The organism is Gammaproteobacteria bacterium (genome assembly GCA_011375345.1).
GTDB lineage: Bacteria > Pseudomonadota > Gammaproteobacteria > DRLM01 > DRLM01 > DRLM01.
Map to the genome: position 1 here is coordinate 1 of DRLM01000136.1, position 12,914 is coordinate 12,914.

11 protein-coding genes are annotated in these 12,914 nt (G+C 66.7%); 6 read left to right on the forward strand and 5 right to left on the reverse strand.

Going from position 1 to position 12,914, the window contains the following annotated elements:
• The coding region (locus tag ENJ19_10335; protein ID HHM06123.1) for a UPF0104 family protein at positions 1-640 on the reverse strand (640 nt) is incomplete at its 3' end.
• Positions 641-887: 247 nt separating this feature from the next.
• On the opposite strand from ENJ19_10335, the gene ENJ19_10340 reads away from it, so the two are divergent.
• The 4 genes from ENJ19_10340 (at position 888) to ENJ19_10355 (ending at position 5,188) form a co-directional block, all read left to right on the forward strand.
• Positions 888-1,898 carry a class 1 fructose-bisphosphatase gene (locus ENJ19_10340; protein ID HHM06124.1) on the forward strand — a complete coding sequence of 337 codons (1,011 nt, stop codon included), beginning with the start codon at positions 888-890 and terminating at the stop codon, positions 1,896-1,898.
• 178 nt (positions 1,899-2,076) lie between these two features.
• Positions 2,077-3,885, forward strand: coding sequence for a VWA domain-containing protein (locus tag ENJ19_10345; GenBank protein HHM06125.1), 1,809 nt, complete (start codon positions 2,077-2,079; stop codon positions 3,883-3,885).
• Positions 3,882-4,793, forward strand: coding sequence for a hypothetical protein (locus ENJ19_10350; GenBank protein ID HHM06126.1), 912 nt, complete (start codon positions 3,882-3,884; stop codon positions 4,791-4,793). The genes ENJ19_10345 and ENJ19_10350 overlap by 4 nt, the downstream gene beginning before the upstream one ends.
• Before the next feature lie 86 nt (positions 4,794-4,879).
• Complete coding sequence (locus ENJ19_10355; protein ID HHM06127.1) at positions 4,880-5,188, forward strand: hypothetical protein; 309 nt, start codon at positions 4,880-4,882, stop codon at positions 5,186-5,188.
• Here ENJ19_10355 and ENJ19_10360 read toward each other — a convergent pair.
• Both ENJ19_10360 and ENJ19_10365 read right to left on the reverse strand, forming a co-directional pair.
• The gene (locus ENJ19_10360) at positions 5,158-6,048 is read right to left on the reverse strand and encodes a matrixin family metalloprotease (protein HHM06128.1); all 891 of its coding nucleotides are present in this window, start codon (positions 6,046-6,048) and stop codon (positions 5,158-5,160) included. The two genes, ENJ19_10355 and ENJ19_10360, sit on opposite strands and share 31 nt — an antisense overlap.
• On the reverse strand, positions 6,045-6,638 hold the full coding sequence (locus tag ENJ19_10365; GenBank protein ID HHM06129.1) for a hypothetical protein: 594 nt from the start codon (positions 6,636-6,638) through the stop codon (positions 6,045-6,047). The genes ENJ19_10360 and ENJ19_10365 overlap by 4 nt, the downstream gene beginning before the upstream one ends.
• A gap of 52 nt (positions 6,639-6,690) precedes the next feature.
• Here ENJ19_10365 and ENJ19_10370 point away from each other — a divergent pair, with 52 nt between their 5' ends.
• Complete coding sequence (locus tag ENJ19_10370; protein HHM06130.1) at positions 6,691-7,314, forward strand: MarC family protein; 624 nt, start codon at positions 6,691-6,693, stop codon at positions 7,312-7,314.
• 66 nt (positions 7,315-7,380) lie between these two features.
• Here the strand turns inward: ENJ19_10370 and ENJ19_10375 are convergent, their stop codons facing one another.
• Together ENJ19_10375 and ENJ19_10380 are read right to left on the reverse strand one after the other, a co-directional pair.
• Positions 7,381-10,389: a hypothetical protein gene (locus tag ENJ19_10375; GenBank protein HHM06131.1), complete on the reverse strand. Its 3,009-nt coding sequence runs from the start codon at positions 10,387-10,389 to the stop codon at positions 7,381-7,383.
• On the reverse strand, positions 10,386-11,423 hold the full coding sequence (locus ENJ19_10380; protein ID HHM06132.1) for an NADP(H)-dependent aldo-keto reductase: 1,038 nt from the start codon (positions 11,421-11,423) through the stop codon (positions 10,386-10,388). Before ENJ19_10380 ends, ENJ19_10375 begins: the two co-directional genes overlap by 4 nt.
• A 194-nt stretch (positions 11,424-11,617) precedes the next feature.
• Between ENJ19_10380 and ENJ19_10385 the strand changes: the two genes are divergently transcribed.
• Positions 11,618-12,886 carry a lipase family protein gene (locus ENJ19_10385; protein ID HHM06133.1) on the forward strand — a complete coding sequence of 423 codons (1,269 nt, stop codon included), beginning with the start codon at positions 11,618-11,620 and terminating at the stop codon, positions 12,884-12,886.
• Positions 12,887-12,914 lie beyond the last annotated feature (28 nt).

Consider the following 12,914-nt stretch of genomic DNA (forward strand, 5'->3'; position numbering starts at 1 on the left):
ACACCCAGGCAAAAGCCGCCAGTTTCACCAGCCAGTTGACATAAGTCCACAGCACAGAGCGCCACAACGCCCGCCGGGTCCGGGGCAGGCCCGCCAGCAATTTGTCCAGCAAGGGGGCAAGCCGGCCTGTCCTTTCGCCCAGCCGGCGGCGCAGCAGCCCGGCAGCGCGGCTGAGCAGCCCGGGCAGGGGGAGCCAGGCCGCCAAGACCGCCAGCCACCCTGCCCCGTCCAGCCAGGCCGCTCCCGCCAGCGCCGCCAGGCCCAGGGCGTGCAGATCCAGCACGCGAAACCAGGCCAGGGCGGGGAGCGAGCGGGCCACGGGCACGGCGAAATAGCGGGACATCAGCCATGGAAAGCTGAACTCGCCGGTGCGCATGGGTAAAAGATTGTTCCACAGATTGTGTTGCAGCATCAGCTTCACGCAGGCGCCGCCGCGGCCGCTCATGTCGGCGGCGAAATAGTCGTAAAAGCGCAGCGCCCGCAGGCCGTAGCTGGCCAGGGTGAGCAGCGCCGCTGCCACCAGGGCCGCCGGCGGCAGCGCGGCCCAGGGCGCCAGCAATGCGCCCCAGCCGAGATAGACTTCAATGAACGCCACGAAGGCGGCAAAAATCAGCACGCCGAGGATGCCGCGCCAGGTCACGGCCCGGTGGCGGGCGGTGGGGATGGTATGCGTTGGCCCTGAAATGCTGTGATCCGTCCAGGCTGGCGGCGGCGCGGCGGCCGCTCATGTCAAACCCGTGCGAAGGCGTGAAAACCCGCACGCGGCGGGTATAATACCGCGGCGACGCGGGGCCCGGCCACCTGTCCGCTATTGTCAGATTTTGCCCGCGCCCCTGTGGCCGTCGGGTTCGGCACCGGTTTTTTCATATCAACTCAAGGACTTTGTCATGAGCCTAGGTAAGACGCTTACCCAATTCATCACCGAAGAACAACAGCGCAACAGCGCCCTGGACGCCGATTTCGTACATTTGCTGCACGATGTGGTGGTGGCCACCAAGGTCATTTCCAATGCCGTCAACAAAGGCGCCCTGGCGGGTGTGTTGGGCACCGCCGGCAGTGAAAACGTGCAGGGTGAGACCCAAAAGAAACTGGACATCATTTCCAACGAGATGTTAATTGAAGGCACCCAGGGGGGGGGTTACCTGGCCGCCATGGCCTCGGAGGAGATGGAGGAGTTCTACCCCATTCCGGGCGAATACCCCAAGGGTGACTATCTGCTGGTGTTTGATCCCCTGGACGGCTCGTCCAATATCGACGTCAACATCTCCGTGGGCACCATCTTTTCCGTTCTCAAGGCCCCCAACGGTTCCGGCGAGGTGAAAACCGAAGATTTCCTTCAGCCCGGCACGAAACAAATCTGTGCCGGCTATGCCCTTTACGGCCCGGCCACCATGCTGGTGCTCACCACCGGCAACGGCGTCAACGGCTTCACCCTGGACCGGGATATCGGCGAGTATCTGCTCACCCATCCCAATATGCGTATTCCGGAAGATACCGCCGAATTCGCCATCAATTGCTCCAACAGCCGCTTTTGGACGCCACCGGTCAGGCGCTATATCGACGAGTGCCTGGCAGGTGCGGAAGGGCCGCGAGGCAAGAATTTCAACATGCGCTGGGTGGCTTCCATGGTGGCGGAAGTGCACCGCATCCTGTCCCGCGGCGGGATTTTCATGTACCCCCGCGACAACAAAGATCCCTCCAAACCCGGCCGTCTGCGCCTGATGTATGAAGCCAACCCCATGTCGTTTATCATCGAGCAGGCCGGCGGCATGAGTTCCACCGGTGAGCAGCGCATCATGGACGTGCAGCCGCAAGGGCTGCACGACCGAGTGTCCGTTATTTTGGGTTCCAGGAAAGAAGTCGGGCAAATCGTGTCTTATTACGAAGACATGGCGTGATTCCCTGCGCTGTTTCTCCTCCATGCTTCCTTGTGACCGGCCGCTCAGCGGCCGGTTTTTTTCTCCCGTCCCCACCGGCTCGGTTTCAGTAAAGCTCCCTCTTTTTCAGCCGATAGGCTGAACAGGCTCGCCGCGGGAGGTTTGCCGGCGTTCAGGTGTTATCAATGCAGGGACGGTCATGGAGTCAGGCCAGCGTGCAGGTGCTTTGATTGCTGCGCTCAGCGTCATGCTGAGCGTGCCCGCCTGGGTGTGCGCCGAGCCGGTGAACGATGTCCGCATTCTCATCGATGTTTCCGGCAGCATGAAATGGAATGATCCGGACAACCTCCGCCGCCCTGCCCTGCGCATGCTCACGGGCCTGTTGCCCATGGGGGCCCGGGCCGGAGTGTGGACCTACGGCCGCTACGTCAATATGCTCGTGCCCCACGGCGAGGTCACCTCCGCCTGGCAGGACGGTGCCCGCCACGCCGCCGCCCAGATTCATTCCCACGGCCTCTACACCAATATCGAAGACGCTCTGCGCCGGGCCACCTGGGACTGGAAAAGCGCCGACCCGGGTGCCAGCCGCAGCCTGATCCTGCTCACCGACGGCCTGGTGGACGTGGCCAAGGATCAGGCCCGAAACGCCGCCTCCCGCCGCCGCATCGTCGAGGAACTGCTGCCGCGGCTGCGGGCGGCCGGTGTCACCGTGTATGCCGTCGCCCTGTCCGGTGAGGCTGACCACGCCTTGATGCGGCAAATGGCCTCGGTCACTGGCGGCTGGTTCGAACAGGTGAACGAAGCCGGGCAATTGCAGAAAGTCTTTCTGCGCCTGTTCGAAAAAGCCACGCAGCCGGATACCCTGCCGTTGGAAGAAAACGCGTTTTCGGTGGACGCCAGCGTGCAGGAAATGACGCTGCTGGTGTTTCGCCGAGCCGGTGCCGTGCCCACGGTGCTGGTGGCGCCAGACGGCCGGCGCATCGAACAGGCCGACGCCCGGCCCCCCCTGCGCTGGTACCACGACCAGGGCTATGACCTCATTACCGTGGGCGGGCCTCAGCCAGGGCGGTGGCAGGTGATCGCTGACGTCGATGACGACAACCGCGTCACCGTGGTCACTGATCTCAAACTGCGGGGCACCCGCTTGCCCAATGCCCTGCACCTTGGTGACCGCGTGACCGTCAACGCCCAGCTGCTGGAGCAGGGACGGGTGCTGGACGACCCGCGTTTTTTGGCCCTGACCCATTTCGAGCTGGTGCGCGAACAGGAAGGCCGGGAAGTGGAGCGCTGGCCCCTGGCCGATGACGGCCGGGCGCCGGATGTTTTCGCCGGGGACGGCACTTACAGCCTGCAGCTTGGTGAAACCTTGCCGGGGGGTGAACAGGAGCTGGTGCTGAGGGTGGAGAGCCCCACCTTCGTCCGGGTGCAGCGCCAAGCGATCAAGGTGTATGCCCAGGTCGCGGCAGTGAACCTCGATCCCCTGCCGCAGCATCCCGACGGCGTGCGGCTCACCGTGGTGCCCCACGGCGGTCTGGTGGATCCGGAAAGCCTGAGCGTGGTGGCACAAGTGGAGACGTCCGGGGCGGCCAGGACATACCCGGTGGAGCGTGTGGGCCTTGCGGAGTGGCGGGCCGAGTTTACCGGTCTGCATCCCGGCCAGAGCACGCTCACCGTGCAGCTCTCCGGCCGTCGTGCGGATGGCCGGCGCATCAGCGACATCATCGGGCCCCTGGCCGTGGACGGGGGTGCCGTGGCAGCGGAGGGTCTGGCCGCCTCGCCTGCGGCCCAAGCGCCACCCGCCCAGGAACCCGATCTCCCCCCGGGGGCAGCACAAGAGGCTGCAGCGGATGAGGCACTCCCGGCCTTTTGGCGCGAGGCTGACTGGTTTGCCGTGGCCTGGCAATCCGCCGTCGCCAATGTGGTGCTGGGCCTGTTGTTCTTCATCGGCTACCGTCGCTGGAACCAGCCCCTGCCCGTCGTCACTCCTCCCACAAAGGCCTCATCATGATTGTGACCGCACTTATTGTCTTCGCTGAACTGGGCGCGATAGGACTCGTCGTGTTCCTCATTTGGTTGTTTCGCGCCCTGGGCCGGAAAAAGCGCGAGCGCGTTGCGGTGAACGCGCTGGTGGAAAACATCAATTCCCAGCAGAGCGAGCGGGTGGACCAGTTGGCCACCCTGATCAAGGATGCCGGGCAGGGCGATGACGCGGATGCCATGGACAAAGCCAACGATTTGATTTCCCGGCAAAACGAGTTCTACCAGCAAACCATAGACATGTATTTCAGCCGCAACGATCAGCTGCTGGGCAAGTTCGACCAACGCCTGGAGAGCGTATTGGAGCAATACCGCGCTGTCGTCGAAGGGGTGCTGGCGGGCGGGGTCAGTTCGGAGCTGAAAGACACTGTGGAGCGCCTCACCAAGGATATTCAGACTCTCAACAATGAAGTGTCGTCTCTCAGGGCGGAAAATGCAGACCTGCACATGAAGCTCAACGCCGCCGAGCAGGAGCTGGACCAATTGGGTCATGAATACGTTTCGGCCTTCAAGAAACAGAAAGAGCAGGCCGCCAAGGTCGCCGCTGCGGGCGGGGCGGCGCCAGCGCCGCTTGCCGCCTCCCCTGCGCCGGTGGCAGCGGCCGCGGTTGAGGAACCTGAGCCCGATCCCTTCGCCGAGGCAGCGGCTGCCCTGAGTGCCGGTCCGGGCGTTTCCGACGGTGCGGCCGCCGCACCAGAAAAAGAACACACCACCGTGGACCCCTATGCGGACGTGCTGGAACCGGGCGCGCCGCCGGCCGCCGGGGCGGATGTTGATGCCCGGATCGGCGCCAGTCAGGCGGAGGAGGACGCCGCCCCGTCTTTGGTGGATGAACTCAAGGCGGGTGCCGAAGCACCGTTGCGTCAGGCGCCGGACTGATGTCCTCAGGGCCGGGGGGAGGTCCGGCCGCGATCCCGCCAGAGGGGGTTTATACTCCCACCCTCACCCAAGCCGAGAAGACCGCAGTGCCTGCCGAGCCACCCCGCGATGACGAGCGACCACTGGCTTCCATGGAAACGGAACGCCGGCTGCGTGAGACCTTCCCCATTGATACCCCACCGGATGAGTTTGCCGCCCGCGACGGCCTGGGGTGGTTGAACTTCCCATTTGCCCACTACCGCTACCGGGACGAAGAACTGGACCGCTGGATTCAGGCCGTCGGCGGTATTCTGCGCAATCCCAAGCGCCTGCAGGCCTGCCGCGACCGCTATTTGAATGAGGCGGAAAAGCGGCTCCTCCAGCGCTATTTGAACGAAGATTTCGGCGACGACTGAACTCGAACCCGTCGTCCCAACAGCCAAAGTCCCAGCAGCAAGCCCGCGGCAGCCCCTCCCGTGGCGCCGCCGCCGCTGGCCCCGCCGCTGCTGGTGCTGCTGCCGGTGTTGCCGTTGGTGTTTGCGTTGTTATTGCCGCTGCCGGCGTATAAAAAGCTCAGGCCGGCAATGTCGTCCGCCTGCAGGCGGTTGATATCACCCACCCGGGAATTCATGATGGCGGTGACCGTTTGCGGCGGGACGGTCTCGTCCGGGTGCTCCAGGCCGGCCGCATGGCCCATTTCGTGCAAAAACACGCGGCGGAAATCGTGCGTTTCCCGGCCCAGAAAATCGGTGGTGACCGCCTGGTCCTGTTCGGGCGCCCAGCTTAGCGAGGGCGAGCTGTTCATCACCACGGCCACGTCCACGATGTGCCAGGGTTCCCCCTCAGTCTGTTCGGAGTAGCGGTGGGTCACCGCCAGGACATCATCGCCGAAGCCGTCCCCGGTGCAGGTGACGAAGGCGCGCCAGAATGCCACTTTGACCGGCTCCGGGCGCGGCTGGCCCGCCACTGCAGGCGGCTCACCGCACAAGCTGTCCTCGGGGACCCGGGCATCCCCCGCCTGCCATTGCAAACGGGTGCCCACGGCATTCCACTCCCCCAGCACCTCGGCCGCCACCCGGTTGAAGCCCGCGCCGCGGCTGTCCAGGTTTAAATTGATGACCACGGCCTGGTCCGCCCACACCACGGGCTCGCCGCTGCTTTGTTTGTCCAGGGGCTCACCGCCCGGTACCGGGTTTTGCGCCAAGTAGGCGAAGGGCCAGGCCGCGGCGGGCACCGCCAAGGCCGCGGCGATCAGCATCAGCCTTGCCGCCGTCATGGCTGCCCCCCGCCATGCAAGCGTCCGCGGATACGGGCGGTGAAGGCCTCCAGGGTCATGGCTTCGCGCTGGGCGGCGCGGCCGGTGGTGGGGGCGGTCACCACGTGCCGGCCGAGGATGGCCACCACCGGCTTGCCCCCGGCGTCCAGCACCCGGGCCGGGCCGCCACTTTGACGCAGGATCTGGAACATCCCCTGGTGCACCCCCACGACGGGGAAAAACAGCCGGCCGTTGCCTTTGACGAAGATCAGATAGCGTTCGCCGGTCTTGAAACGGGGCAGGCCCGGAATGTCCAGCGCCCGGCCCGCCACCCGGCCGCCGGAGATACGCAGGGTGTAGTGGGTGCTGGGGACCTCCCCCTTGATGAATTCCAGGTCGGTGAAGGTGATGTCGGTGTAGATCCACGGCCGCGGCCCGCCGGCGGGATCGGCGTAGCTGTGTTGTTCGCTCGCCGTGCCCACCAGCACCAGTTCGGCCCGGTCCACCAGCTCGCCGAAATCCCGTTCCACCACCGACAGGGCGGTGGCAGGGCCGGCCCACAGGGGCAGGCCCAACAGGGCGGCGAGGACGATTCCAGGTAGGTGTTTCATTGCTTGCTCTTTCGTGGCGTCGCCTGCGGGTGGCGTGTGTTAGATTGCTGTCATGGAAGGATTGTTCAACACCTTCGTGGTCTTGTTCATCGTGATCGATCCTGTGGGCCTCGCGCCCATTTTCGCCGCCCTCACCGCGGGCATGATGCCGGCGGCCCGGCGGCGCACCGCGCTGCGTGGCACGGCGCTGGCCACGGTAATCCTGCTGGCGTTTTTGTTCAGCGGCGATGCCTTGTTCCAGGTATTGGGTATCAGCCTGGAGGCCTTCCGCATCGCCGGGGGCGCTTTGTTGTTTCTGCTGGCCATCGACATGGTGTTCGCGCGCCAGTCCGGTTTGCGTTCCACCACCGAGGGGGAACAACGGGAAGCGGCCCACAAGCAGGACCTGTCTGTCTTCCCCCTGGCTTTTCCCCTCATCGCCGGCCCCGGTGCCCTGACCACGGTGCTGCTCATGGCCGCCAACGCCGGCGACGCCTGGGCATTTGCCAGCGGCCTGGCCGTGTTGCTGGTGGTATTGGGTCTGGCCCTGGCCTCTTTGCTGGTCGCCGCCCGCCTGCAAGGCTGGCTGGGGGAGACCGGCGCCAACGTCATCAGCCGCCTGCTGGGCTTGATCCTGGCTGCCCTGGCGGTGCAGTACATGCTCGACGGTCTCAAGGCGGTGTTTGTTGCAGGCTGAGCGAGCCAACCGCCCAGGGGGGCAGTTGTCACGGCCCCTTTGGTGGTCAATGCCAAACTTCAATTCTCACTTCTCACTGGCGCGGCGCCGCTGTTCCATGATGCGCTTCAAATCCTCCACGGTGAACCTGGGTTTGCCGAATTTGGGCATGGCTACCGTGAGGGCCCGGGGGAATCGCTGGAAGGTCCCGGCGCTGGCGATGCCGAGATCGTAGTCACCCAGGGGCAGGGATTTGTCCAGGGTGAGCTGGAAACGGCGTTCGTCCCTGCGCGCCGCGCCCAGCGGGGGCATGGGCTTTAGCGCGGTGACGATGTCCTGCCCCCCCAGATACACCGCCCCCGCCGCGGCGACCGCCAAGCCCCGGGCCGGGTTCAGCAGGGGTCGTTGTTCGATGATTCTGGGCCGCTGGATGTCGCTGGCATCGACGAGCCACAAGCTTCTCTCACCCAGAGCGTAGAGGTGCCGCTGTTCGGCCTTGAGTGCCCTGAGGGGGCCCAGCGCCACGGTGGCGCCTTCCCGCCAGCCTTCGCTGGTGCGACCCCACACGGTGACGCCCCCATGGCGGCGGTAAAGATACAGGCGTTCTGTTGTGCCGTGAGCCAGGCCGCGGTAGCCCGTGGCATGCCGGCTCAGTGGCGCAGCGGTCCAGTCCGCCGTGGCCCGCTGGTGCACGGTGCCGTCCCCTTCCACAAGCCACAGGCTGTCCCCGGTGAGCCACAGGGCCGCGGCGTCCACGGGCAGGCGTTCCACGATCCGCGGTTTGCGGGGGGTGGTGGCGTCAATTACCAGCACGTCCCCCTCGTCCTGGGCAGCATAGACAGCGCCGTGGGCGACGGCCACGGCGGTGACGGCCTGATCGGTGTCAAGCCAGGCGGCCAGGCGGGCCTGGTAGGGATTGCTGATATCGATCAGCGCCAGGCCGGTCGGGGTGCCCACCGCCGCCAGGTCCCCGCTCACGGCCACCTGGCGGGCCGGGGCGGGCAGATCCACCCCGGTTATCCAGGTGGGGTTGAGGGTGTTTTTGATGTCGAAAATCTGCAGCCCCCCCTCGTCCTGGGCGGCATAGAGATAGGGGCCCTGGGTGGCCAGGGTCTGGATCTCACCCCGGCGGTGGTACTGTCCGTTCAGGGTCGGGCGGCGGGGGTCGGAGAAATCCAGCACCTCGAACCCGCCCCACCAGTCAGCCACGAACACGGTCTCGCCCCGGGCCTTGACGCCCCAGGCGGCCCCCGGCGTGTCGTAGCTGCCCAGCAGGCGCGGCCGGGCCGGGTTGCTTACGTCCACCGCGTGCACTCCCGCCAGCCAGTCGGCCAGGAACAAGGTTTGCCCCACCCGGTCCAGCCCGCGGGCGTTGCCCGGGGTGGCCAGCTCGGCCACCGGCTTGGGCCGCACCGGGTCGGCCACGTCCAGCACCTTGAGGCCTTGATCGAAGAAGGTGAGATAGGCCAGATCCTCTGCCACCAGCACGTCTTCCAGGCGGCCGCCGGGGTTGTACTGGGCCAGCAGCAGGGGCGTGGCCGGTTGCTGGACGTCGTAGATGAGCAGGCCGGCCTGGTCGTCGGCCACGTACAGGGTGTCGCCGGCGGGCTCGATACCCCAGGCCATGCCCGCCGTGGTCACGCTGGTGATGAGCCGAGGATGGAGGGGGTCAGCAATATCGATGATCTGAAAGCCGCCGCGGTGTCCGGCCAGGTAGAGCCGGTCGCCGGCCAGCTTGGGGATGTAGGCCAGCCCCGGGGTTGGGAGGTGAGCGACCAGGCGGGGCCGGCGCGGGTCAGCCACGTCCGCCACCTGCAGGCCGTGGTCGTCGTCGGCGATGAAGGCGTAATTCCCCCGCACCGCCACCCCCTTGGGGGAGCCGGGGGTGTGCAGGCTGGCCAGCAGGCGGGGTCGGGCGGGGTCGGCGATGTCGTACATATGGATGCCGGAGAACCAGTCCGCCACATACGCGACGTCACCCTGAAGCCACAGCCGCCGTTCGCCGCCGAAATTGACCCCCCGGCCCACATCCAGGCCCTCGTTGCCCAGGCGCGGGGTTTCCATGCCGAAATCCAGCCGCAGCAGGGCGCCGTCCTGCCCCAGCCACAAGGTGCCCGGCGCGGCGGCGAAAGGGGCGGGCAGGGCGGCTGCGGGGAAGGCGGCGACAGTTTCGGGCATGTCGCCGATGCCGGCGTCCAGGGCCAGGAACCGGCCGGCGGTGTTGCGCACCCAGACCCGGTCCGCCAGGGCGGTCACGCCGTCCACCTCCCCCAGGCGGCTGTGGCTGCCCAGCCAGCGGGGAGCGTCGGGGGCGCTCACATCCAGCACCAACAGCCCCCGCCGACCCAGGCCCACATAGGCGCGTTTCCCCGCCAGGGCCAGGGCGCGGGCGGGGCCGGTGCTGGGGTAGTCCGCCACCGGCTCCGGTGCGGTGGCATCGGCCCAGTTCCAGATTTGCACCCCGTTCGGGCCGGCGGCGAAATACAACCAGGCCCCCTGGGCCGCGATGGCCTGGACGGTGAAGGGCAGGGGTCGCTCGGCCACGGCCCGGAGTCCGGTTGCCGCCGCCAGCTCCAGGATCTGCAAACGGCCGTCGGCCAGCACCAGGGCGGCGTAGCCGGGCCGGCCGGCGAACTGGCGGATGGCCGCCTCCGGCGCATAGTGGCCGATGACCGCCGGCGCCGCGGCGTCGGCCACATCGAACACGGTGAGGCCGCCGCTGTCGTCCAGGGCCAGCAGGGCCTCGCCGGCGCGGGCCAGGCGGCGGTAGTTGCCTGTTTCCAGCCGCGCCACCGGCTCCCCCGTGGCCCCGTCCACTGCCAGCAGCCCGGCTGCCCCCGCTGCCACCCACAGGGTGTTGCCCAGATGCAACACGTCGCGGGCCTCCGCCGGCAGCGCCAGGCGTTGGGTGATTGTGGGCACCGCCGGCAGCAGACTCAGACGGGCCTGTGCCGGCAGGGCTTCGGCCAGGGTGAGTTCCACCGTGGCGGATTTGCCGAAGGTGACGGTGGTGGGGTCTACGGTAATTTGGGGGGCGGCCGTGGCCAGCGAGGCTGTGAGGGCGAGGGCGGCGCACAGGTACGGCTTCATCTTCATGGGCACGGGTTGGGGTTGTTGTGGTGGATCTCGTCGATGCCCGCCAGCACCGTCGGTGGCAGGGTCAGCGCGGTGCTGGCGATGTTGCTTTTGAGCTGGTCCAAGGTGGTGGCGCCGATGAGGGTGCTGGTGACAAAGGGCCGGCTGGTGACAAAGGCCAGGGCCATCTGGGCCGGGTCCAGACCGTGGCGGCGGGCCAGTTGCACGTAGGCCTCGGCGGCGGCCTGACCGCGGGGCTTGGTGTAGCGGCTGAAACGGGCGTAGCGGCTGAGGCGTGCCCCGGCCGGTCTGGCGCCGCCCAGGTATTTGCCGCTCAAGGTACCGAAGCCCAAGGGTGAATAGGGCAAGAGGCCCACGTTCTCGCGGATGGCCATTTCCGCCAGCCCCACTTCAAAGCTGCGGTTGAGCAGGCTGTAGGGGTTCTGAATGCTCACCACCCGCGGCAGGCCCAGGCGGTCGGACAAACGCAGGGCCTCCGCCACCCCCCAGGGGGTTTCGTTGGACAGCCCGATGTGGCGCACCTTGCCTGTCCGCACCAGTTCCGCCAGGGTCTGCAGGCTCTCTGCCAGGGGCACGGCCTGGTCCTGGGGATCGTGCTCGTAGCCCAGCCTGCCAAAGCAATTGGTGCGCCGGTCAGGCCAGTGGAGCTGGTAGAGGTCGATGTAGTCGGTCTGCAGGCGTGCCAGGCTGCCGTCCACCGCTGCCAGAATGTGCGCGCGGCTGAGGCGCGGCCCGCGGCGGATGTAGTTGAGATCGCTGGCCCGGCCGGTGACCTTGGTGGCCAGCACGAGCCGGTCGCGCCCGCCCCGCTTCTTCAGCCACCTGCCTATGATGGCCTCTGTGGCGCCAAAGGTCTCCGCCCGCGGTGGCACCGGATACATTTCCGCCGCGTCGATGAAGTTCACCCCGGCGGCCCGGGCGTAGTCCAGCTGGGCGTGGGCCTCGGACTCGCTGTTCTGTTCGCCGAAGGTCATGGTGCCCAGGCACAGGGCGCTGACCTTGAGATCCGTGCGGCCTAGGGAATGGTATTCCATTTTCACTTCTCCTGGGGCAGGATTCGCTTGCCCGCCGTGCGCCGGGACGCGGGGACGGCGGCCATCTTACCAGCTATGGCCAGGCCGCCGCAGCGACGCCTGCGGGCGGCAGTCGTGCTGTTTGTCCTTTTGGCGCCGGCTGGCGGCTGTTATGCTGCAAAGCGGGCAAGGGGAAAGACACAGGGAGGAGCGCCATGGCCGTTATCACCGCAAGTATTGATCACTACTACGTCCGCCTCAGCCGCGGCAGTCGTTTGCAGCTGAATGAGCGGGACAGCATCGAGTGGCAGGCGCTGATCGTCATGCAGGGCAAACCATGGCAGATCTTCGCTTTTTTCGTCAAGGATGTGGCCGCCGCCCCGCCCAATTTCCGCTCGCCCGTTGTTAACCGTTTGTTTGTCTTTTTGCCCCTGGAACACTACCCACACTGGCTGGATATACTCCGCAACGAGGCGCCGCTGGCCTTCGTGTTTGACGAGTGCCACCCGGCCGGGGCGGCGTTGGTCACTGCCGCTGAACCGGTGGGGGAAGGGGAGGCGGTCTGCTGTCCGCCGCAGGACAGCCGTCCTCCCGCCGGCGGTGATGCACCCCAAAGCGCCCCCTTCGATGCCTTTGAGCCCAATGCCCGGGATCATTCCTGGGCCAACAGTTATCTGCTGGCGGTGGCGTCCTATTACATCTATGGCGAAGGCGGCCAGCTCAACGCCGGCGGTGCGTTTTACGAGCAGTTTGTCGCCACCCTGCGGCCCTGGCTGGCCCCGCCGGAGGACAGCAGCGTGCGCTTCGATTTCGTCAGCGACGAAAACCTGCTGGGTGGCGCCGGCACCCAGGCCATGGTCATGTCCACCTCACGCTTCGTGCTGGTGATCTTTCGCGGCACCCAGACCGTGCTGTCCAATGTGCCCAGTGACTGGCTCACCAATGCCGCCTTTGCCGGCGCCCCGGCTCCGGTGCTGTGGGCCGAACCGGGGGTGGTGGCCCACAACGGCTGGCTTCACGCCGCCAATGCCACCTACGACGACATCATCGACCTGATCCATGCCCACCGGGACGGCCAGAACAAACCGCTATGGGTGGCCGGCCACAGCCTGGGCGGGGCTCTGACCCTGTTGCTGGCCCTGCGCATTCAGACCTCGGGCGATTACCAACTCAGCGGCGCCTGCACCTACGGCTGCCCGCCCACTGGCGGCGGATCTTTCTACCAGGCGTTCAACAATCAGGATCTGCAGCAACGGATCTACCGCTGGGTCAACAACGACGACATCGTGCCGCAACTGCCCCTGCTGGGTTACTCCGCGGTGGGGAGGAAGTTTTTCATCAACGAAAGCGGCACCGTGATTCCCGACGCCCCGCCAGCCGCACCCACCTTTCCCAGTATCGCCGACCACAATATGCTGAGCTACGCCCGCCTGATCCACGCCAACCTGCCTGCCCAGCTGCAAAGCCGCCTGCCTTCCATCTGACTGGAGGGGGATGGGGCGCATGCCCCGG